Origin of the sequence: Candidatus Pseudomonas phytovorans (assembly GCA_029202525.1) — a bacterium.
In the GTDB taxonomy this organism is placed as follows: domain Bacteria; phylum Pseudomonadota; class Gammaproteobacteria; order Pseudomonadales; family Pseudomonadaceae; genus Aquipseudomonas; species Aquipseudomonas phytovorans.
The window spans coordinates 5,456,594-5,476,618 of record CP119325.1 but is presented as its reverse complement, the minus strand read 5'-3'; the positions used below and the strand labels follow the sequence as shown (position 1 = coordinate 5,476,618).

The window sequence follows — 20,025 nt, the reverse complement described above, 5'->3', positions numbered from 1 at the left end:
GACAAAACATTTAATCTCGACCTGAATGCGCCTGATCCCTTAAGGTAGGGCGCCAAACGGATCAACCGGCCGGCCGCCTGGCCGTAGACCCAAGACGGATGACTATGAACCCGAATTTTCTCGATTTCGAACAGCCGATTGCCGACCTGCAAGCCAAGATCGAAGGCCTGCGCCTGGTAGGCAACGACAACTCGCTGAACATCAGCGATGAAATTTCCCGTCTGCAAGACAAGAGCAACACCCTGACCGAAAGCATCTTCGGCAACCTGACCAGCTGGCAGATCGCGCGCCTGGCACGTCACCCGCGTCGTCCTTACACCCTGGACTACCTGGAACACATCTTCACCGAGTTCGAAGAGCTGCACGGCGACCGCCATTTCTCCGACGACGCTGCCATCGTGGGCGGTACCGCGCGCCTGGATGGCAAGGCGGTCATGGTCATTGGCCACCAGAAGGGCCGTGAAGTGCGCGAGAAGGTACGCCGCAACTTCGGCATGCCGCGCCCTGAAGGCTACCGCAAGGCGTGCCGCCTGATGGAAATGGCCGAGCGCTTCAAGATGCCGATCCTGACCTTCATCGACACCCCGGGCGCCTACCCGGGCATCGACGCCGAAGAGCGCAACCAGAGCGAGGCAATCGCCTGGAACCTGCGTGTGATGGCGCGCCTGAAAACCCCGATCATCGCCACCGTGATCGGTGAGGGTGGTTCCGGCGGTGCACTGGCCATCGGCGTGTGCGACCAGCTGAACATGCTGCAGTACTCCACCTATTCGGTGATCTCGCCGGAAGGTTGCGCGTCGATCCTGTGGAAGACTGCCGACAAGGCCGCTGATGCAGCCGAGGCAATGGGCATCACTGCCGAGCGCCTGAAGAGCCTGAACATCGTCGACAAGGTCATCCAGGAGCCGCTGGGCGGCGCCCATCGTGACCCGGTGAAAGTGTCGGAAAGCATCCGTGCCGACCTGATTCAGCAGCTGGACATGCTCGGCAAGTTCGATAACGACGCGCTGCTGGCTCGCCGTTACGAGCGCCTGATGAGCTACGGCCTCTGATAGGCCGCCGGGGCCGCTCTGCGGCCCATTCGCGGGGCAAGCCCGCTCCCACAAGGATCAGCGTCAACGCGGACAATGTGGGAGCGGGCTTGCCCCGCGAATGGGTCGCAGAGCGGCCCCCGGCAATTTCAAGCCTAGGGAGGTAGCCAATGATCAACCTCACCCCCTGGCTCAACGCCCCCACCTGGTACGTCGCCTTCTCCGGCGGCCTCGACTCCACCGTCCTCCTGCACCTGCTGGCCGACTACGCCCGCAAACACGCCTCACCCCCTCTGCGCGCCATCCACATCCATCACGGCCTGCAAACCGCCGCCGATGCCTGGCCCACCCACTGCCAAGCCATCTGCGACAACCTCGGCATCGAACTCCAGGTCATCCACGTCCAGGTCGCCCCCGGCGCAAGCCTCGAACAGGCCGCCCGCGACGCCCGCTATGGCGCGTTCAAAAAAGCCCTGGGCCCCGGAGACGTCCTGTTCACTGGCCAGCATCGCGACGATCAGGCCGAAACCTTGCTGTACCGCCTGTTACGCGGCGCTGGCCTGCGTGGCCTGGCAGCGATGCCGGGGCAACGGGCGTTAGGGCAGGGCACTCTGGTCAGGCCGTTACTGGAGTGCGCCCGGCAGCAATTACAGGACTATGCCCAGGCCCAAGGGCTGGCATGGATCGAAGACCCGTCAAATACCGACACGCAATTTGCCCGCAATTACCTGCGCGGCGAAGTGTTCCCGCGCTTGCAGCAGCGTTGGCCACAGGCCAGCCAGAACCTCGCCCGCGCCGCTGGGCACCTGGGTGAGGCCCTGGGCCTGCTGGACGAACTGGCCCAGGACGACTTGGCGCTTGCGCAAGCGGGGGCGCCTGTCGCCTGGGCGGGGCTTGATTCCCTCGACCTGGCTACCCTGATGGCATTATCCCCGGCGCGTCAGCGCAATGCCCTGCAGTACTGGCTGAGCAAGCGCACCCGCTTACCCGACAGCCGGCACTGGGCAGGCTGGGCGGGCCTGCGCGATGCCGCCGCCGATACCCAGCCGCTCTGGCGGCATGCCGATGGCCAGTTGGTGCGTAGCCATGGGCGCATCTGCTGGTTGAGTGGCGACTGGCTGCAGCAGCCTGCTGGCGATCTGGCCTGGGATGATCCTGATGCGCCCTTGGTGCTACCGCGTAACGGCAGTGTGCGGCTTGTTGGCGCAGCACCGCTGGCGGGCTTGCGCATTGCCTACCGTCAGGGCGGGGAAGTGCTGGATGTTCCCGGGCGTGGCAAGCGCGACCTCAAGCGCCTGCTCAATGAACGGCAAGTCCCGCACTTCGTGCGCCCGAGGCTGCCGCTGCTGTATGGCGGCGAGCGCCTGCTGGCCGTGGCCAACCTGCCCGAACTGGGGCAGGCGGATTGCCAGCTTCACTGGCAGCCTCCGACGAACGCGCAAGGTTTGAGCTGAAGGGTACATTCCGGTAGACTACCCTCCCTTCTTGATACAACTTCTGTGCGTTCCTCGGAAACACAGCGGTTGCCGATTACCAAGCAGTTTTTTGCTGAGCTGATTCTGGAAATGACGAGCGAGCTCCATGCCGGGGATACCCCTGGTCTGTACAGACGCGGCAGTTTTTCGAGATGCACTGTGATTGACGCAGGTGATCGGGGGCTTCGGCCTTCCTTCGCTTTCTCCGGCGGCGCTGGCCGCCTTAACGCAGACTTCTAGGGTTTTTCATGACGCGCTACATATTCGTCACGGGCGGTGTTGTTTCTTCATTGGGGAAAGGCATTGCCTCGGCTTCCCTGGCGGCCATCCTGGAAGCGCGGGGCCTGAAGGTCACCATGCTCAAGCTGGATCCGTACATCAACGTCGATCCGGGCACCATGAGCCCGTTCCAGCACGGTGAAGTGTTCGTCACCCACGATGGCGCCGAGACTGACCTCGACCTGGGCCACTACGAGCGGTTCATCCGCACCACGATGACCCAGAACAACAACTTCACCACTGGCCGTGTATACGAGCACGTGTTGCGCAAGGAGCGCCGTGGTGACTACCTGGGCGCGACAATCCAGGTCATCCCGCACATCACCGACGAAATCAAGCGCCGCATCATCAAGGGTGCTGGCGACGCTGACGTGGCGATGGTCGAAATTGGTGGCACGGTAGGTGACATCGAGTCGCAACCGTTCCTTGAGGCCATTCGCCAGCTGCGTTTCGAAGTGGGTGCCAAGCGCGCCATGCTGATGCACCTGACGCTGGTGCCTTACATCGCCACCGCAGGCGAGACCAAGACCAAGCCGACTCAGCACTCGGTCAAGGAACTGCGCTCCATCGGTTTGCAGCCTGATGTACTGGTGTGCCGCTCCGATCACCCGATCGACAGCTCTTCGCGCCGCAAGATTGCCCAGTTCACCAACGTTGAAGAACGTGCCGTGATCGCGCTGGAAGACGCCGATACCATCTACAAGATCCCGGGCATCCTGCATTCGCAAGGCCTGGATGATTTTGTCGTCGAGCGCTTCGGCCTGCAGTGCGACACTGCTGACCTGTCCGAATGGGACGCCGTGGTCGATGCCAAGCTCAACCCTGAGCAGGAAGTGACCATCGCCATGGTCGGCAAGTACATGGAGCTGCTGGATGCCTACAAGTCGCTGATCGAAGCGATGAGCCATGCCGGCATCAGCAACCGTACCAAGGTCAACCTGCGCTACATCGACTCTGAAGATATCGAGAACCAGGGCACCAGCCTGCTCGAAGGCGCTGACGCCATTCTGGTACCGGGCGGTTTCGGCCTGCGTGGTGTGGAAGGCAAGATCACCGCGGTGCAGTACGCCCGTGAGAACAAGGTACCGTACCTGGGCATCTGCCTGGGCATGCAGGTTGCCGTGATCGAGTTCGCCCGTAACGTGATGGGCTGGAAAGACGCCAACTCCACCGAGTTCGACCGCAACAGCGGCCACCCGGTGGTCGGCCTGATCACCGAGTGGGCTGATGCCACCGGTGCCGTCGAGACCCGTACCGAGGCTTCCGACCTGGGTGGCACAATGCGCCTGGGCGCACAGGACTGCCAGCTGGCTGCCGGTTCCAAGGTGCACGACTGCTATAACAAGGACGTGATCACCGAGCGTCACCGTCACCGCTACGAAGTGAACAACAACCTGCTGCCGCAACTGGTCGACGCTGGCCTGGTGGTTTCCGGCCGTTCCGAAGACGGCGCGCTGGTTGAAGTGGTCGAGTCCAAGGACCACCCATGGTTCGTCGCCTGCCAGTTCCACCCGGAATTCACCTCGACTCCGCGTGACGGCCACCCGCTGTTCAGCGGCTTCGTCAAGGCAGCCCTGGCTCAGAAGAACAAGGCCTGATCAATGACCCAGAAGATCATTCGCGTCGGTAACATCGAGATCGCCAACGACAAGCCGTTCGTCCTGTTCGGCGGCATGAACGTTCTGGAGTCCCGTGACCTGGCAATGAAGGTCTGCGAAGAGTACGTACGGGTGACCGAGAAGCTCGGTATCCCGTACGTGTTCAAGGCCAGCTTCGACAAGGCCAACCGTTCGTCGGTAACGTCTTACCGTGGCCCGGGCATGGAAGAAGGGCTGAAGATCTTCGAAGAGATCAAGCGCACCTTCAACGTGCCGGTGATCACCGACGTGCACGAGCCTGACCAGGCCGAGCCCGTCGCCAAGGTGTGCGACATCATCCAGCTGCCGGCCTTCCTGTCTCGGCAGACCGACCTGGTGGTGGCCATGGCCAAGACCAATGCGGTCATCAACATCAAGAAGGCCCAGTTCCTCGCACCTCAGGAAATGAAACACATCCTGGCCAAGTGCGAAGAGGCCGGTAATGACCAGTTGATCCTCTGCGAGCGTGGTTCTAGCTTCGGCTACAACAACCTGGTGGTGGACATGCTCGGCTTCGGCATCATGAAGCAGTTCGAATATCCGGTGTTCTTCGACGTGACCCACGCCCTGCAGATGCCGGGTGGTCGCAGCGATTCCGCCGGTGGCCGCCGTGCCCAGGTCACCGACCTGGCGAAGGCCGGGATGAGCCAGGGTTTGGCTGGCCTGTTCCTCGAAGCTCACCCCGATCCGGACAACGCCAAATGCGATGGTCCATGCGCTCTGCGCCTGGACAAACTGGAGCCGTTTCTGGCCCAGCTCAAGCAACTGGACGATCTGGTGAAAAGTTTTCCGACGGTAGAAACCGCGTAAAGCTCATTTCTCGGGTAAAGTACCGCCCGATCCTCCCCTGACCAGCCGGTCAGGGGCTCCCTTCACCCGGCCTGCCCAACGCAAATTCGCCCGGTGAACGGCAAGAATTTTCTAAGCTGCTTTGTTTTCGTCAATTCTGGAGTGCTTACAACAATGGCAAAAATCGTCGACATCAAAGGTCGTGAAGTTCTCGATTCGCGTGGCAACCCCACCGTGGAAGCCGATGTACTGCTCGACAACGGCATCATCGGCAGCGCTTGCGCGCCGTCCGGTGCTTCCACCGGCTCGCGCGAAGCGCTGGAGCTGCGTGATGGCGACAAGAGCCGTTACATGGGCAAGGGCGTGCTGAAAGCCGTCGGCAACATCAACGGCCCGATCCGTGAGCTGCTGCTGGGTAAGGACCCTTCCGACCAGAAGGCCCTGGACCACGCCATGATCAACCTGGACGGTACCGAGAACAAGGCCAAGCTGGGCGCCAACGCCATCCTGGCCGTCTCTCTGGCTGCTGCCAAGGCCGCCGCCCAGGACCAGGACCTGCCGCTGTACGCGCACATCGCCAACCTGAACGGCACCCCGGGCCAGTACTCGATGCCGGTCCCGATGATGAACATCATCAACGGTGGCGAGCACGCCGACAACAACGTCGACATCCAGGAGTTCATGGTTCAGCCGGTTGGCGCCAAGACCTTCTCCGACGGCCTGCGCATGGGCACCGAAATCTTCCATCACCTCAAAGCCGTGCTCAAGGCCCGTGGCCTGAACACCGCCGTGGGTGACGAAGGTGGCTTCGCGCCTAACCTGGCTTCCAACGAAGACGCCCTGAGCGCCATCGCCGAAGCCGTTGCAAATGCCGGCTACAAGTTGGGCACCGACGTGACTCTGGCCCTGGACTGTGCTGCTTCGGAGTTCTACGAAGACGGCAAGTACAACCTGTCTGGCGAAGGCAAGTCGTTTGACGCAGAAGGCTTCGCCGACTACCTGAAAGGCCTGACCGAGCGCTTCCCGATCATCTCGATCGAAGACGGCCTGGACGAGTCCGACTGGGCTGGCTGGAAAATCCTCACCGACAAGATCGGCGAAAAGGTACAGCTGGTTGGCGACGACCTGTTCGTGACCAACACCAAGATCTTGAAGGAAGGCATCGAGAAGGGCATCGGTAACTCGATCCTGATCAAGTTCAACCAGATCGGCTCGCTGACCGAAACCCTGGAAGCCATCCAGATGGCCAAGGCTGCCGGCTACACCGCAGTGATCTCGCACCGTTCCGGTGAAACCGAAGATTCGACCATCGCCGACCTGGCCGTGGGTACCGCTGCCGGTCAGATCAAGACTGGTTCGCTGTGCCGTTCCGACCGCGTTTCCAAGTACAACCAACTGCTGCGCATCGAAGAGCAACTGGGTGCCAAAGCGGTTTACCGTGGTCGTACCGAGTTTCGCGGCTAAGCAAGAGATGGTAAAAAGACAGCAGCCGGAGCTGTAGGAACGTTCGTACTGAACTTTACTGCGTTCCAACGGGTTTCTGTCTACGAAGCCTGGCCTCGGCCAGGCTTTGTGCTATTCGAGACCCCGAAATGCATAGTGTGCGGCGGTCTTTTTAACCTGGATACCTAGATGCGCAGTCCTTATTGGTTGTTCCTCGTCCTGCTCCTGCTGCTGGGTGGCCTGCAGTACCGCCTGTGGGTGGGTAACGGCAGCCTGGCGCAAGTGACCGAGCTGAAGCAGCAGATCGCCGAGCAGCATGCCGAGAACGAGCGCTTGCTTGAGCGTAACCGTGTGCTCGATGCCGAAGTGCTGGAGCTGAAAAAAGGCATGGAGACCGTTGAAGAACGCGCTCGCCATGAATTGGGGATGGTCAAAGAGGGCGAAACCCTCTTCCAGTTGCCACAGAAATGATCGATACCTTACCGGCCTTCTGGGCCGTGATTCCTGCTGCGGGCGTTGGTGCCCGCATGGCTGCCGACCGCCCCAAGCAATACCTGGAGCTGGCCGGGCAGACCCTGCTCGAGCACAGCCTCGACTGTTTTCTTGGCCACCCGGCGCTCAACGGCGTGGTGGTCAGCATCGCCGAAGATGACCCGTACTGGCCGGCCCTGCGTTGCGCAAGCGACTCGCGCATACAGCGCGCGGCGGGTGGGCGTGAGCGGGCCGACTCGGTGCTCAACGCTTTACTGTTGTTGCATGCCCAGGGGGCCTCGGACAACGACTGGGTGCTGGTGCACGATGCCGCGCGGCCGAACCTTGCACGCACCGATCTGGACAAGTTGTTGTCGGAGCTGGCAGACGACCCGGTGGGTGGCCTGCTGGCGGTGCCGGCGCGCGACACCCTCAAGCGTGCCGACAGCAATGGTCGGGTGAGTGCTACTGTAGATCGCAGCACAATCTGGCAGGCGTATACACCGCAGATGTTCCGCCTTGGGGCGTTGCACCGGGCACTGGCCGAGTGCCTGGTGTCGGATGTGGTGGTGACCGATGAGGCTTCTGCCATCGAGTGGTCCGGCCAGGCGCCGCGGCTGGTGGAAGGGCGCAGTGACAACATCAAGGTGACCCGGCCGGAAGACCTGGAATGGTTGCGCCAGCGCTGGGCCGGGCGGCGCTGAAGGTTCAGACCGGTGTTGGCTTCTTCGCGGGCATGCCCGCTCCCACAGGTAATGCGCATACCTTCAGGCTGGCGCCGTACCTGTGGGAGCGGGCGAGCCCGCGAAGAGGCCGGTACAGTCAACATATCCCTTCAGCCGAAACGATATTCCGGCAACCCCGCGAACCCTCCCACAGGTAATGCGCATACCTTCAGGCTGGCGCCGTACCTGTGGGAGCGGGCGAGCCCGCGAAGAGGCCGGTACAGGCAACATATCCCTTCAGCCGAAACGATACTCCGGCAACCCCGCCAACCCTTCCTTCAGGTAATCCACCAGGCGCCGCACCTTCGGCGACAAATGCCGCTGCTGCGGATAAAGCGCCCACACCGCCGTGTTCGGCGGCTGGTGCGCTTCCAGCAAAGACACCAGCGCACCACTGTTCAGGTGCTCCAGCACGTAATAATCCGGCAACTGGCACAACCCTATCCCTTGCAGCGCCGCGTCCAGCACTGCCTGCCCGCTGTTGCAGCGCCAGTTGCCCTGAATCCGCTGGCTGATCTCGCGGCCGTCCTGCTGCAGTGCCCACAAGTCCGAACTGCCCACCAGGCAATTGTGCCGTGCCAGTTCCGACAGGCTGTGTGGCCGGCCATACCGTTCCAGGTAGGCAGGTGACGCGCACAGGTACATGCGTCGCGGCGCCAGGCGCGCGGCCACCAGCCGGGAGTCGGCCAGCCGGCCCAGGCGGATAGCCAGGTCCATGCCTTCATGCAGCAGGTCGAGGGTGTGGTTGCTGAGTTCTACGTCCACCCGCAGCTGCGGGTAAAGCGCCATGAACCGTGTCACCAGTGGCACGATGAAGCGCTCGCCGTAGGCGACCGCGCAGGTCATGCGCAGCAACCCTTTCGGTTCGCTGGCCAGATCGCCCATGGCGCGCAGGGCTTCCTCGCGGCCGTCCTGCAGGCGCTGGCAATGCTGCAGAAAGGTCTGCCCGGCCTCACTCAGGGTTACCCGGCGGGTGCTGCGGTACAGCAGGCGCGTCTGCAGGCGCTCTTCCAGCCGGGCGATCTGGCGGCTGATGTGCGACGAAGAAACCCCCAGGCGTTCGGCGGCTGCCGTGAACTGGCCGGATTCGGCCACGGCGACGAATTCGTCGATACCTTCCCAGCGGCTGGTCATGGATTATCCCTGTGGGGCAATAATGTTTTGTCTTTGGCCGGATTATTCATCAAAAACAGGTGAATTACACTGTGAGACTGAATCGACCCTCTGTCTGGAGACCTTTGATGATCAAGTCCCGTGCTGCTGTAGCCTTCGAAGCCAAGAAACCCCTGGAAATCGTCGAGGTCGACGTGGCCATGCCCAAGGCCGGCGAAGTGCTGCTGCGCGTGGTCGCCAGTGGTGTCTGCCACACCGACGCCTACACCCTGTCGGGCGCCGACCCGGAAGGCATCTTCCCGTCGATCCTCGGCCACGAAGGCGGGGCAATCGTCGAAGCGGTAGGCGAGGGCGTGACTTCGGTTGCCGTGGGCGATCACGTGATCCCGCTGTACACCCCGGAATGCGGCAAGTGCAAATTCTGCCTGTCGGGCAAGACCAACCTGTGCCAGGCCATTCGCGCTACCCAAGGCAAGGGCCTGATGCCAGACGGCACCACGCGCTTCTCCTACAAGGGCCAGCAGCTGTTCCATTACATGGGTACCTCGACCTTCTCCGAGTACACCGTGCTGCCGGAAATTTCCGTGGCCAAGATCCAGAAAGAAGCACCACTGGAAAAGGTCTGCCTGCTGGGCTGTGGCGTCACCACGGGTATTGGCGCGGTACTCAACACCGCCAAGGTCAAGCCGGGTGACACCGTGGCCATCTTCGGCCTGGGTGGCATCGGCCTGTCGGCGGTGATCGGTGCGGTCAAGGCCAAGGCCTCGCGTATCATCGCCATCGACATCAACCCGGCCAAGTTCGAGATCGCCCGCCAGCTGGGTGCCACCGACTGCATCAACCCGAAAGACTACGATCGCCCGATCCAGGAAGTGATCGTCGACCTCACCGACGGCGGCGTGGACTTCTCCTTCGAGTGCATTGGTAACGTGCAACTGATGCGTGCTGCGCTGGAATGCTGCCACAAGGGTTGGGGCGAGTCGGTCATCATCGGCGTAGCCGGTGCCGGCCAGGAAATCGCCACCCGTCCGTTCCAGCTGGTTACCGGCCGCGTCTGGCGTGGCTCGGCGTTTGGCGGCGTGCGTGGCCGTACCGAGCTGCCAAGCTACGTGGAAATGGCCGAAAAAGGTGAGATCCCGCTGGATACCTTCATCACCCATACCATGGGCCTGGAGGACATCAACAAAGCCTTTGACCTGATGCATGAAGGCAAGAGCATCCGCAGCGTGATCCACTTCTGAGGTAAGCCATGAGCCTGGATAACATCTCCTGCCAGAAGAGCTTCGGCGGCTGGCACAAGCGTTACCGGCATCACTCCAAGGTGCTGGGTTGCGACATGGTGTTCGCCGTGTACCTGCCACCGCAGGCCGAGCAGGGCGAGAAGCTGCCGGTGCTGTACTGGCTGAGCGGCCTCACCTGCACCGACGAGAACTTCATGCAGAAGGCCGGCGCCCAGCGCATGGCTGCGGAGCTTGGGTTGATCATCGTTGCCCCCGACACCAGCCCGCGTGGCGAGCAGGTTCCGGGCGACCCGGACGGTGCCTGGGACTTCGGGCTGGGGGCGGGCTTCTACCTCAACGCCACCCAGCAACCCTGGGCCCAGCATTACCGCATGCACGACTACGTGGTGGAGGAGTTGCCGGCGCTGATCGAGGCGCACTTCCCGGCGTCGGGCGAGCGCAGCATCAGTGGCCACTCCATGGGTGGGCATGGCGCGTTGGTGTGCGCTTTGCGCAACCCGGGGCGCTACCGTTCGGTATCGGCGTTCTCGCCGATCAGCAACCCGATGGATTGCCCGTGGGGCGAGAAGGCCTTCAGCCGCTACCTGGGTGACGACCGCGCGCGTTGGCGCGAGTGGGATGCCAGCGTGCTGCTGGCTGAAACGCCTGCCGGCGAATGCCCGCCGTTGCTGGTGGACCAGGGCGACCGTGACGACTTCCTTGAAAAGCAGCTCAAGCCTGAAGCGCTGGAGCAGGCGGCACGCAAAGGGGGGCATGCAATGACCCTGCGTCTGCAGCCGGGCTATGACCATAGCTACTACTTCATTGCCAGCTTCATCGAAGAGCACCTGCGCCATCATGCGGTGGCACTGCGGCGGGTGTAACAGCCTGGTCCAAAAGCCGCCAAACCCGCTGCAAAGCAGGTAGAATCACGCCCTGACTCATTCAGGGCGTTTTTCTATGCGTATTGGCCACGGCTACGATGTGCACCGTTTCTGCGACGGTGATTTCATTACCCTGGGCGGGGTGCGTATCCCCCACAAATACGGCCTGCTGGCCCATTCTGACGGCGACGTGCTGCTGCACGCCCTGAGCGATGCCTTGCTGGGCGCCGCGGCACTGGGCGACATCGGCAAGCACTTCCCCGACACCGACCCACAGTTCAAGGGTGCCGACAGCCGTGTGCTGCTGCGCCATGTGGTCGGTATCGTCAAGGCCAAGGGCTGGAAGGTCGGCAATGTCGACGCCACCATCGTCGCCCAGGCGCCGAAGATGGCCCCGCACATCGACACCATGCGCCAGCTGATCGCCGAGGACCTGCAGGTCGAACTCGACCAGGTCAACGTCAAGGCTACCACTACCGAAAAACTGGGCTTCTGTGGCCGTGAGGAGGGGATTGCCGTGCATTCGGTCGCCCTGCTGCTGCCAGCATGACCGAACTGGAACTGCTGGGCCCGCGTGCATCGGGCGAACCCTTGGGCACCGCCGTCCTGAAGGCGGTGGCTGAAGACTTCCAGGTCGACGAAGTGCTGGACATTCCGCTGTCCGGCCAGGGAGAGCACCTGTGGCTGTGGGTCGAAAAGCGTGACCTGAACACCGAAGAGGCCGCCCGCCGCCTGGCGCGCGCCGCAGGTGTGCCGGTGCGCTCGATCAGCTACGCTGGCCTCAAGGACCGCCAGGCCTTGACTCGCCAGTGGTTCAGCCTGCATCTGCCGGGCAAAGCCGACCCGGACCTGTCGCGCGCTGAAGATGCCAGCCTGCGCGTGCTCAAGCAGGTGCGCCACCAGCGCAAGCTGCAGCGTGGCGCGCATTCGGCCAACGGCTTCACCCTGCGCCTGACGGCCCTGGCGGCTGATCACCAGGCCGTGGATGCGCGCCTGGCACAACTCAAGCAGCACGGTGTGCCCAACTATTTCGGCAGTCAGCGCTTCGGCCACGCCGGCGGCAACGTCCATGACGCCCTCGACTGGGCCGCGCGCAAGGCGTTGCCCGAGCAGCGCAACGTGCGTTCGCGGCTGCTTTCGGCCGGGCGCAGCTACCTGTTCAACCAGGTGCTGGCTGCACGTGTCGCCGAAGGTAGCTGGGAGCAGGCCCAGGTCGGCGACCTGTTGGCGTTTACTGACAAGCGCAGCTTCTTCCCTGCCGGCGAGGCGGAATGCGCCGACCCGCGCCTGGCAATTCTCGACCTGCACCCGACAGGCCCGATGTGGGGCGAGGGAGGTTCGCCTGCCAGCGGCGACACCGCGCAGCTGGAAAATGCTGTCGGTGCGCAGCAGCCGGCACTTTGCCAGTGGTTGGCCCAGGCGGGCATGGATCACGAACGGCGTATTTTGCGGCTCCCTATTGGCGGCCTGACATGGCATTATCCCGAGCCTGATATCCTGCAACTGGAATTCGTCCTGCCGGCCGGATGCTTCGCCACCGTGGTGGTGCGCGAGGTCGTGGATCTGGTGTCGGCAGGGCAGACGGACAGCCCATGCGTATTCTGATTTCGAACGACGACGGTGTCACCGCACCCGGTATCGCCGCGCTGCATGCTGCGCTGGCGGACTACGCCGAGTGTGCGGTGATCGCCCCGGATCAAGACAAGAGCGGCGCCGGCAGTTCGCTGACGCTGGACCGGCCGCTGCACCCGCAGACCTTGGCCAACGGTTTCATCAGCCTCAATGGCACGCCGACCGACTGCGTGCACCTGGGGCTCAACGGGCTGTTGCCGCACACGCCGGACATGGTCGTATCGGGGATCAACCTCGGTGCCAACCTGGGCGACGACGTGTTGTATTCAGGCACCGTCGCAGCCGCGCTGGAAGGCCGCTTCCTCGGTGGCACGTCGCTGGCGTTTTCGCTGGTGTCGCGGCTGCCGGACAACCTGCCGACGGCGGCCTACATCGCCCGTCGCCTGGTCGAGGCACAGTCGCGTCTGGAGTTGCCGCCACGCACCGTACTCAACGTCAACATCCCCAACCTGCCGCTGGAGCACATCCGTGGCATCCAGCTTACCCGCCTCGGTCACCGGGCGCGGGCGGCGGCGCCGACCAAGGTGGTCAACCCGCGCGGCAAGGAAGGCTACTGGATCGCAGTGGCCGGCGATGCCGAGGACGGCGGCCCGGGTACTGACTTCCACGCCGTGATGCAAGGTTACGTGTCGATAACCCCTTTGCAGCTCGACCGCACCTTCAATGATGCCTTCGAGCAGCTCGACGGTTGGCTGGAGGGCCTGCTCTGATGCGCGAGGACGATATGCTGCGGCGTGGCATCGGCATGACCTCCCAGCGTACCCGGGAGCGGCTGATCCAGCGCCTGTGCGAAGAGGGTGTGTCGAACACCAAGGTGCTCGACGTAATTCGTCGTACCCCGCGCCACCTGTTCGTCGACGAGGCACTGGCGCATCGTGCCTACGAAGACACCGCGCTGCCGATCGGCCACAACCAGACCATCTCCCAGCCATTCATGGTTGCCCACATGAGTGAGCTGCTGCTTGAGGCCGGTCCGCTGGACAAGGTGCTGGAGATCGGCACTGGCTCGGGATACCAGACGGCGATCCTGGCCCAGCTGGTGGAGCGGGTATTCTCGGTGGAGCGTATCAAGGTGCTGCAGGACCGGGCCAAAGAGCGCCTGGTGGAGCTTAACCTGCGCAACGTGGTGTTCCGCTGGGGCGATGGTTGCGAAGGCTGGCCGGCGCTGGCGCCGTACAACGGCATCATCGTCACGGCGGTGGCGCCGGAAGTGCCCCAGGCACTGCTTGACCAGCTGGCACCCGGTGGCCGCATGGTGATCCCGGTGGGGCCGGCCGGCGAAGCCCAGCAACTGATGCTGATCGTGCGCGAGGAGCATGGTTTCTCACGCCGTGTGCTGGGCGCCGTGCGCTTCGTACCGTTGCTCAATGGTCCGCTGGCCTGAGCGCTGCAGCGGGCTGGGCGCTGCCGGTGTGAGCCGGCCGGTATTTTTGCGCCGTTGGCGAATTCTTGCAGCTTCGCCCTGTCTATCTGGCGGAGCGAAGCGCTAGCGCACAGCGCGGCTTTGCAACAGCCTTTTGCATCAGCCTGCCAATACCGGCCGGCTTGGTTATAATTGCAATAATATTGCATTTCTTGTCTTCATATAGATTTCGGCACCATGAGGGGAGCGCGGGTGGGTCACACAGTCATTCGGCAGCGCAAGGACGGGTCGGGTTTCAAGCTTCTGGTGATTGCACTGGCCATGGGCACGCTACTGGTGGGTTGCTCGAGCACCAGCAGTACCAGCGCGCGGGTGGTCGACCGCAACAACACCGTGCCCAAGCGCCCGGCGGTCACGTCCGGGCAGTACGTCGTCAAGCCTGGTGACACACTGTTCTCCATCGCCTTCCGCTATGGCTGGGACTACAAGGAACTGGCCGCACGCAATGGCATCCCGGCGCCTTATACCATCCGCCCGGGCCAGGCGATTCGTTTCAGCAGTGGTTCAAGCAGCAGTACCACGGTCGTGTCCAGCCCGTCCTCGTCGAGCCGCACCACGGTCACGCGGCGGCCTGTGGGGAGCACGCCCACGTCGCCTTCCAGCACCAGCAAACCGGCCACGCCGGTCTCTTCCACCAGCGCGCCGGTGGTTGCCACCGTGCCCGCTGCGGAGCGCGCGGTAGGCGGCTGGACCTGGCCTGCCAACGGCGTGCTGATTGGAAAATTTGCTTCAAACGGTAGTTTGAATAAAGGCATTGATATCGCCGGTGATTTGGGACAGCCTGTTTTTGCTGCGTCTGATGGTGCGGTGGTTTACGCCGGGAGTGGTTTGAGGGGCTACGGCGAGCTGATCATCATCAAACACAGCGATACCTATGTCAGTGCCTACGGTCATAACCGCAGGCTGTTGGTTCGGGAGGGGCAGCAGGTCAAGGCAGGGCAGTCGATTGCTGAAATGGGGTCTACGGGCACTGATCGGGTGAAGCTGCATTTCGAGATTCGCCGCCAGGGCAAACCCGTCGATCCACTCCAGTTCCTGCCACGCCGTTGATCGTTGTACCCGGCCTGTTCCTCTGATGTAGAGGGGACAGGCTCCAGCGCTGCCAGGGATACAGGTGCCGCTCGAGTCTGAGTTCGAACTCAGCAAAGGACTATAACAATGGCTCTCAGTAAAGAAGTGCCGGAGTTTGACATCGACGATGACGTCCTCCTGATGGAGACGGGTATCGTTTTGGAAACGGATGTGGTGTCAGACGAACCTGCTGTATCTTCGGTTCGGACGAGGGCCAAGTCGGGCTCTTCGCTCAAGCAACACAAGTATATCGATTACACCCGGGCGCTCGATGCCACCCAGTTGTACCTCAACGAGATCGGCTTCTCGCCGCTGCTCTCGCCGGAAGAGGAAGTGCACTTTGCGCGCCTGTCGCAAAAGGGCGATCCCGCCGGCCGCAAGCGCATGATCGAAAGTAACCTGCGCCTTGTTGTAAAAATTGCCCGTCGTTACGTGAACCGCGGCCTGTCGCTGCTCGACCTGATCGAGGAGGGCAATCTGGGGCTGATCCGTGCGGTCGAGAAGTTCGACCCGGAGCGTGGTTTCCGTTTTTCGACCTATGCGACCTGGTGGATTCGCCAGACCATCGAACGGGCGATCATGAACCAGACCCGCACCATCCGCCTGCCGATCCACGTGGTCAAGGAACTGAACGTCTACCTGCGCGCCGCTCGCGAGCTGACCCAGAAACTCGACCACGAACCCTCGCCAGAAGAAATCGCCACGCTGCTGGAAAAACCCGTCGCCGAGGTCAAGCGCATGCTGGGCTTGAACGAGCGGGTGTCTTCGGTGGATGTGTCGCTTGGCCCGGATTCGGATAAGACCCTGCTCGACACCCTGACCGATGACCGCCCGACCGACCCCTGCGAGCTGCTGCAGGATGACGACCTGTCGCAGAGCATCGACCAGTGGCTGGGCGAGCTGACCGACAAGCAGCGGGAAGTGGTGGTGCGTCGCTTTGGCCTGCGTGGGCATGAAAGCAGCACCCTCGAAGATGTTGGCCTGGAGATTGGCCTGACCCGGGAGCGGGTGCGGCAGATCCAGGTGGAGGGCCTTAAGCGTCTGCGCGAGATCCTTGAGAAGAACGGCTTGTCGAGCGAGTCGTTGTTCCAGTAGCGAACGCCTGTCACACAAAACGCCCCGATAACCTCGGGGCGTTTTTGTGTCTGGCGTAAAGTGCTGTTCCATTCGAGATTGCCGGGGGCGCTGCGCGCCCCGATCGCGACACAAGGCCGCTCCTACAGAGGACCGCGCTTATCTGCCTGATCGCGTCACCGTGTAGGAGCGGCCTTGTGTCGCGAAAGGGCTGCAAAGCAGCCCAACGGTGTAAGGCGCCACCTCGGTAACATTGCGTGTAAGCCTTTTCTTACTTGTTTTGTAAGCTATCTATGTATGTCGCAGTAAATCATTGTCGTTTCCAGCCTGTGTTTTTTTACAACCCATTGAAAAGCATGGTTTATTCGGCTTTGTGGAAATGTGTCCCCTGCAATACCTTGTTAGGTATCGCGCTTGCCCGCCCGGCTGAACCCGCTAGTATTCGAACTGTGCACACGGACATGCACAGGCTTTCAGGATGAAGGCCAAGGACGTCGCAAGAAGCGATTTCATCAGGATGATGTTTGGGACAAGCAGGGACTACGGAAAAAATGTGGGCGGGTCAAACCGCCCCTTTTTTTTGCCCGCAGAAAACAAAAAAGGCCCCGAGGGGCCTTTTTCGTGTCCGGGCGCTATCAGCGCTCCAGATCTGCAATCTTGCCAGTAGTGCCGTCCCACTCTTTCGCGTCCGGCAAGGCGTCCTTACGCTCGGTGATATTGGGCCAGACTTCCGCCAGTTCGGCGTTCAGCTCAATGAAGTTTTCCATCCCGGCAGGGATTTCGTCTTCCGAGAAGATGGCTTGCGCCGGGCATTCCGGTTCGCACAGTGCACAGTCAATGCACTCGTCCGGGTGGATGACCAGGAAGTTCGGGCCTTCGTAGAAGCAGTCCACCGGACAGACTTCCACGCAGTCGGTGTATTTGCATTTGATGCAGTTGTCGGTGACGACGAAGGTCATTTCTAGTTCTCTCCTCAGGCGACGGCGGCGGCCCTTCCTCTCAGGGCCGCGCGGTTTACAGGTATGTGGCTGCAGGCCAGGCTAATAACCTGCAGCACCAGCAAACCGCGGCGGATTCTACCAGCTTGTAGTGGGCGCCGTTATAACAGGTTCTTTAGTTGATATAGCATTTCGATAGCTTGGCGCGGGGTCATGTCGTCCAGTTGCAGCTTGCCCAGCTTCTCGATGGCCGGGTGTGGCAGGCTGGCGAACAGATCGCTCTGGTGCGGCACTTGTGGCACATCCTTGCCCTTTTCGGCCGGGACGGGTTCATGCGGCAGGCTGGTGGTTTCCAGGCGCGCCAGGTGTTCGCGAGCACGCTGGATCACCACCCCTGGCACGCCGGCCAGTTGTGCCACGGCCAGGCCGTAGCTCTGGCTGGCAGGGCCAGGCAGCACATGGTGCAGGAACACGATGCGTTCGTTGTGCTCGGTGGCATTGAGGTGCACGTTGGCCACCAGCGGCTCGGTTTCCGGCAGCACGGTGAGCTCGAAGTAGTGGGTCGCGAACAGCGTGTAGGCGCGCAGCTGGGCCAGGCGCTCGGCGGCGGCCCACGCCAGCGACAGGCCGTCGAAGGTACTGGTGCCGCGGCCCACTTCGTCCATCAGCACCAGGCTACGGTCGGTCGCGTTGTGCAGGATGTTGGCGGTTTCGCTCATCTCGACCATGAAGGTCGAGCGCCCGCCGGCCAGGTCGTCACTGGAGCCGATGCGGGTGAAGATACGGTCGACCAGCGACAGCTCACAGCTGGCCGCCGGCACGAAGCTGCCGATGTGCGCCAGCAGCACGATCAGGGCGGTCTGGCGCATGTAGGTGGACTTACCGCCCATGTTCGGGCCGGTGATGATCAGCATGCGCGTGCTGTTGTCCAGGCCCAGGTCGTTGGCCACGAACGGCGTGGTCAGTACCTGTTCCACTACCGGATGGCGGCCTTGTTCGATGCGCAGGCACGGCTCGTCGACGAAGCGCGGGCAGTTCAGGTCAAGGTTCAGCGCCCGTTCGGCCAGGTTGCTGAGCACGTCCAGCTCGGCCAGCGCGGCGGCGCTGTCCTGCAGCGGCGCCAGGTGGCTGATCAGGGTTTCCAGCAGGGCGTCGTAGAGCATCTTCTCGCGGGCCAGGGCGCGGCTCTTGGCCGACAGCGCCTTGTCCTCGAACACTTTCAGCTCGGGGGTGATGAAGCGCTCGGCGCCCTTGAGGGTCTGGCGGCGGATGTAGTCGCCCGGCGCCTGCTCGGCCTGCTTGGTGGGCAGCTCGATGAAGTAGCCGTGCACGCGGTTGTAGCCGACCTTGAGGTTGGCAAGGCCGGTGCGGGCTTTTTCTCGGGCTTCCAGGTCAATCAGGAACTGGCCGGCGTTTTCGCTGATCGCCAGCAGCTCGTCCAGTTCGTTGTCATAACCGGTCTTGAGCACGCCGCCGTCGCGGATCACCGCCGGCGGGTTGTCGATGATCGCCCGTTCCAGCACGCTGGCCAGCTCCGGGTAGGTGCCGGTAATGGCTGCCAGGCGGGCAAGGTGCGGCGCCTCCAGCTCGGTCATGGCGTTTTGCAGTTCGGGCAAGGCGCCCAATGCATCGCGCAGCCGCGCCAGGTCGCGTGGGCGGGCATTGCGCAGGCCGATTCGGGCGAGGATCCGCTCGATGTCGCCAATTTCTTTCAGCTGCGGTTGCAGCTTTTCGAAGCGGTAGCTGTCGAGCAGGCAGCGGATAGAGTCCTGGCGTGCTTGCAACACCTTGAGGTCGCGTAGCGGGCGGTTCAGCCAACGGCTCAGCAGGCGGCTGGCCATGGCGGTCTGGCAGCGGTCGACCACCGATTGCAGGGTGTTGTCACGCCCACCCGCCAGGTTGACGTCCAGCTCCAGGTTGCGACGGCTGGCGCCGTCGAGGATGACCGTGTCGTCCAGGCGCTCATGGCGCAGGCTGCGCAGGTGCGGCAGGGCGGTGCGCTGGGTTTCCTTGGCGTAGGTCAGCAGGCAGCCAGCTGCGCCGATCGCCAGTGTCAGCTTGTCGCAGCCAAAGCCCTTGAGGTCCTTGGTCGCGAACTGCTGGCACAGGGCTTTGCGTGCCGAATCGCGGTCGAAATCCCACGGCGCACGGCGGCGGGCGCCGGGGCGTTTTTCGGCAGGCAGGTCGCGCGGCCAGTCGTCAGGGATCAACAGCTCGACCGGGTTGAGGCGCTCAAGCTCGGCCAGCAGGTTCTCCCAGCCTTTTATTTCCTGCACGCTGAAATTGCCGCTGGTGATGTCCAGCACGGCCAGGCCGAACAGGCGTTCGTCACCGAGCAGCGCGGCAATCAGGTTGTCGCGACGCTCGTCCAGCAATGCCTCGTCGCTGACCGTACCAGGGGTGATGATGCGCACCACCTGGCGCTCCACCGGGCCCTTGCTGGTGGCCGGGTCGCCGATCTGTTCGCAGATCACCACCGATTCGCCCAGCTTGACCAGCTTGGCCAGGTAGCCTTCCAGCGAATGGAACGGAATCCCGCACATGGGGATGGACTGGCCGGCTGACTGGCCGCGCGCGGTCAGGGTGATGTCCAGCAGTTTCGCGGCCTTCTTCGCATCTTCGTAGAAGATTTCGTAGAAGTCGCCCATGCGGTAGAACATCAACTGGTCCGGGTGCTGGTTCTTCAGCTTCCAGTACTGTTGCATCATGGGGGTATGTGCGGAGAGATCTGACATTCAGGGCCTTACAGCGGGTGATCTGGTTGGCGATGGTAAACCCGCAATGGTACAGGCTTTTTTGTTGCGGTGCAGGCGCAGGCTT

Annotated in this window: 18 protein-coding genes; 15 read left to right on the top strand and 3 right to left on the bottom strand. The window is 62.6% G+C overall.

All coding sequences use genetic code 11. The annotated features are described in order from the left end of the window. The first annotated feature begins 104 nt into the window (after nucleotides 1-104). From P0Y58_24160 to ispD, 7 genes are all read left to right on the top strand, one after another. Nucleotides 105-1,052, top strand: coding sequence for an acetyl-CoA carboxylase carboxyltransferase subunit alpha (locus P0Y58_24160; GenBank protein ID WEK29945.1), 948 nt, complete (start codon nucleotides 105-107; stop codon nucleotides 1,050-1,052). A 149-nt stretch (nucleotides 1,053-1,201) separates the two neighbouring features. Continuing rightward, nucleotides 1,202-2,485 carry a tRNA lysidine(34) synthetase TilS gene (tilS, locus tag P0Y58_24155; protein ID WEK29944.1) on the top strand — a complete coding sequence of 428 codons (1,284 nt, stop codon included), beginning with the start codon at nucleotides 1,202-1,204 and terminating at the stop codon, nucleotides 2,483-2,485. Nucleotides 2,486-2,754: 269 nt separating this feature from the next. Further along, nucleotides 2,755-4,383, top strand: a complete 1,629-nt coding sequence (locus P0Y58_24150) for a CTP synthase (protein ID WEK29943.1) — start codon at nucleotides 2,755-2,757, stop codon at nucleotides 4,381-4,383. Between the two features lie 3 nt (nucleotides 4,384-4,386). Then, nucleotides 4,387-5,232, top strand: coding sequence for a 3-deoxy-8-phosphooctulonate synthase (gene kdsA / locus P0Y58_24145; protein WEK29942.1), 846 nt, complete (start codon nucleotides 4,387-4,389; stop codon nucleotides 5,230-5,232). 153 nt (nucleotides 5,233-5,385) lie between these two features. Further along, complete coding sequence (gene eno / locus P0Y58_24140) at nucleotides 5,386-6,675, top strand: phosphopyruvate hydratase (protein ID WEK29941.1); 1,290 nt, start codon at nucleotides 5,386-5,388, stop codon at nucleotides 6,673-6,675. Nucleotides 6,676-6,843: 168 nt separating this feature from the next. Next, entirely contained in the window at nucleotides 6,844-7,125 is a 282-nt protein-coding gene (ftsB, locus tag P0Y58_24135) for a cell division protein FtsB (GenBank protein ID WEK29940.1), read from the top strand. Beyond that, the gene (gene ispD, locus P0Y58_24130; protein ID WEK29939.1) at nucleotides 7,122-7,829 is read left to right on the top strand and encodes a 2-C-methyl-D-erythritol 4-phosphate cytidylyltransferase; all 708 of its coding nucleotides are present in this window, start codon (nucleotides 7,122-7,124) and stop codon (nucleotides 7,827-7,829) included. The genes ftsB and ispD overlap by 4 nt, the downstream gene beginning before the upstream one ends. A gap of 258 nt (nucleotides 7,830-8,087) precedes the next feature. On the opposite strand, the gene P0Y58_24125 is transcribed toward ispD, so the two are convergent. After that, on the bottom strand, nucleotides 8,088-8,984 hold the full coding sequence (locus P0Y58_24125) for a LysR substrate-binding domain-containing protein (protein WEK29938.1): 897 nt from the start codon (nucleotides 8,982-8,984) through the stop codon (nucleotides 8,088-8,090). Nucleotides 8,985-9,091: 107 nt separating this feature from the next. On the opposite strand from P0Y58_24125, the gene P0Y58_24120 reads away from it, so the two are divergent. The 8 genes from P0Y58_24120 to rpoS all read left to right on the top strand — a co-directional run bounded on the left by P0Y58_24120 (nucleotide 9,092) and on the right by rpoS (nucleotide 16,288). Continuing rightward, complete coding sequence (locus tag P0Y58_24120) at nucleotides 9,092-10,204, top strand: S-(hydroxymethyl)glutathione dehydrogenase/class III alcohol dehydrogenase (GenBank protein WEK29937.1); 1,113 nt, start codon at nucleotides 9,092-9,094, stop codon at nucleotides 10,202-10,204. A gap of 8 nt (nucleotides 10,205-10,212) precedes the next feature. After that, nucleotides 10,213-11,067, top strand: coding sequence for an S-formylglutathione hydrolase (gene fghA / locus P0Y58_24115; protein WEK29936.1), 855 nt, complete (start codon nucleotides 10,213-10,215; stop codon nucleotides 11,065-11,067). Nucleotides 11,068-11,143: 76 nt separating this feature from the next. Then, the gene (ispF, locus tag P0Y58_24110) at nucleotides 11,144-11,617 is read left to right on the top strand and encodes a 2-C-methyl-D-erythritol 2,4-cyclodiphosphate synthase (GenBank protein ID WEK29935.1); all 474 of its coding nucleotides are present in this window, start codon (nucleotides 11,144-11,146) and stop codon (nucleotides 11,615-11,617) included. Continuing rightward, nucleotides 11,614-12,672, top strand: coding sequence for a tRNA pseudouridine(13) synthase TruD (gene truD, locus P0Y58_24105; GenBank protein WEK29934.1), 1,059 nt, complete (start codon nucleotides 11,614-11,616; stop codon nucleotides 12,670-12,672). The genes ispF and truD overlap by 4 nt, the downstream gene beginning before the upstream one ends. Beyond that, a complete protein-coding gene (gene surE, locus P0Y58_24100; protein ID WEK29933.1) occupies nucleotides 12,660-13,409 on the top strand; it encodes a 5'/3'-nucleotidase SurE in 750 nt (249 codons plus the stop codon). The genes truD and surE overlap by 13 nt, the downstream gene beginning before the upstream one ends. A 35-nt stretch (nucleotides 13,410-13,444) precedes the next feature. Beyond that, nucleotides 13,445-14,083, top strand: coding sequence for a protein-L-isoaspartate(D-aspartate) O-methyltransferase (locus tag P0Y58_24095; protein ID WEK33390.1), 639 nt, complete (start codon nucleotides 13,445-13,447; stop codon nucleotides 14,081-14,083). 231 nt (nucleotides 14,084-14,314) lie between these two features. Beyond that, nucleotides 14,315-15,172, top strand: coding sequence for a peptidoglycan DD-metalloendopeptidase family protein (locus tag P0Y58_24090; GenBank protein ID WEK29932.1), 858 nt, complete (start codon nucleotides 14,315-14,317; stop codon nucleotides 15,170-15,172). 108 nt (nucleotides 15,173-15,280) lie between these two features. Next, nucleotides 15,281-16,288: an RNA polymerase sigma factor RpoS gene (gene rpoS / locus P0Y58_24085; GenBank protein ID WEK29931.1), complete on the top strand. Its 1,008-nt coding sequence runs from the start codon at nucleotides 15,281-15,283 to the stop codon at nucleotides 16,286-16,288. Nucleotides 16,289-16,902: 614 nt separating this feature from the next. Here the strand turns inward: rpoS and P0Y58_24080 are convergent. Together P0Y58_24080 and mutS are read right to left on the bottom strand one after the other, a co-directional pair. After that, nucleotides 16,903-17,226, bottom strand: coding sequence for a ferredoxin family protein (locus P0Y58_24080; GenBank protein ID WEK29930.1), 324 nt, complete (start codon nucleotides 17,224-17,226; stop codon nucleotides 16,903-16,905). Nucleotides 17,227-17,366: 140 nt separating this feature from the next. Further along, a complete protein-coding gene (mutS, locus tag P0Y58_24075; GenBank protein ID WEK29929.1) occupies nucleotides 17,367-19,940 on the bottom strand; it encodes a DNA mismatch repair protein MutS in 2,574 nt (857 codons plus the stop codon). Nucleotides 19,941-20,025: the final 85 nt, after the last annotated feature.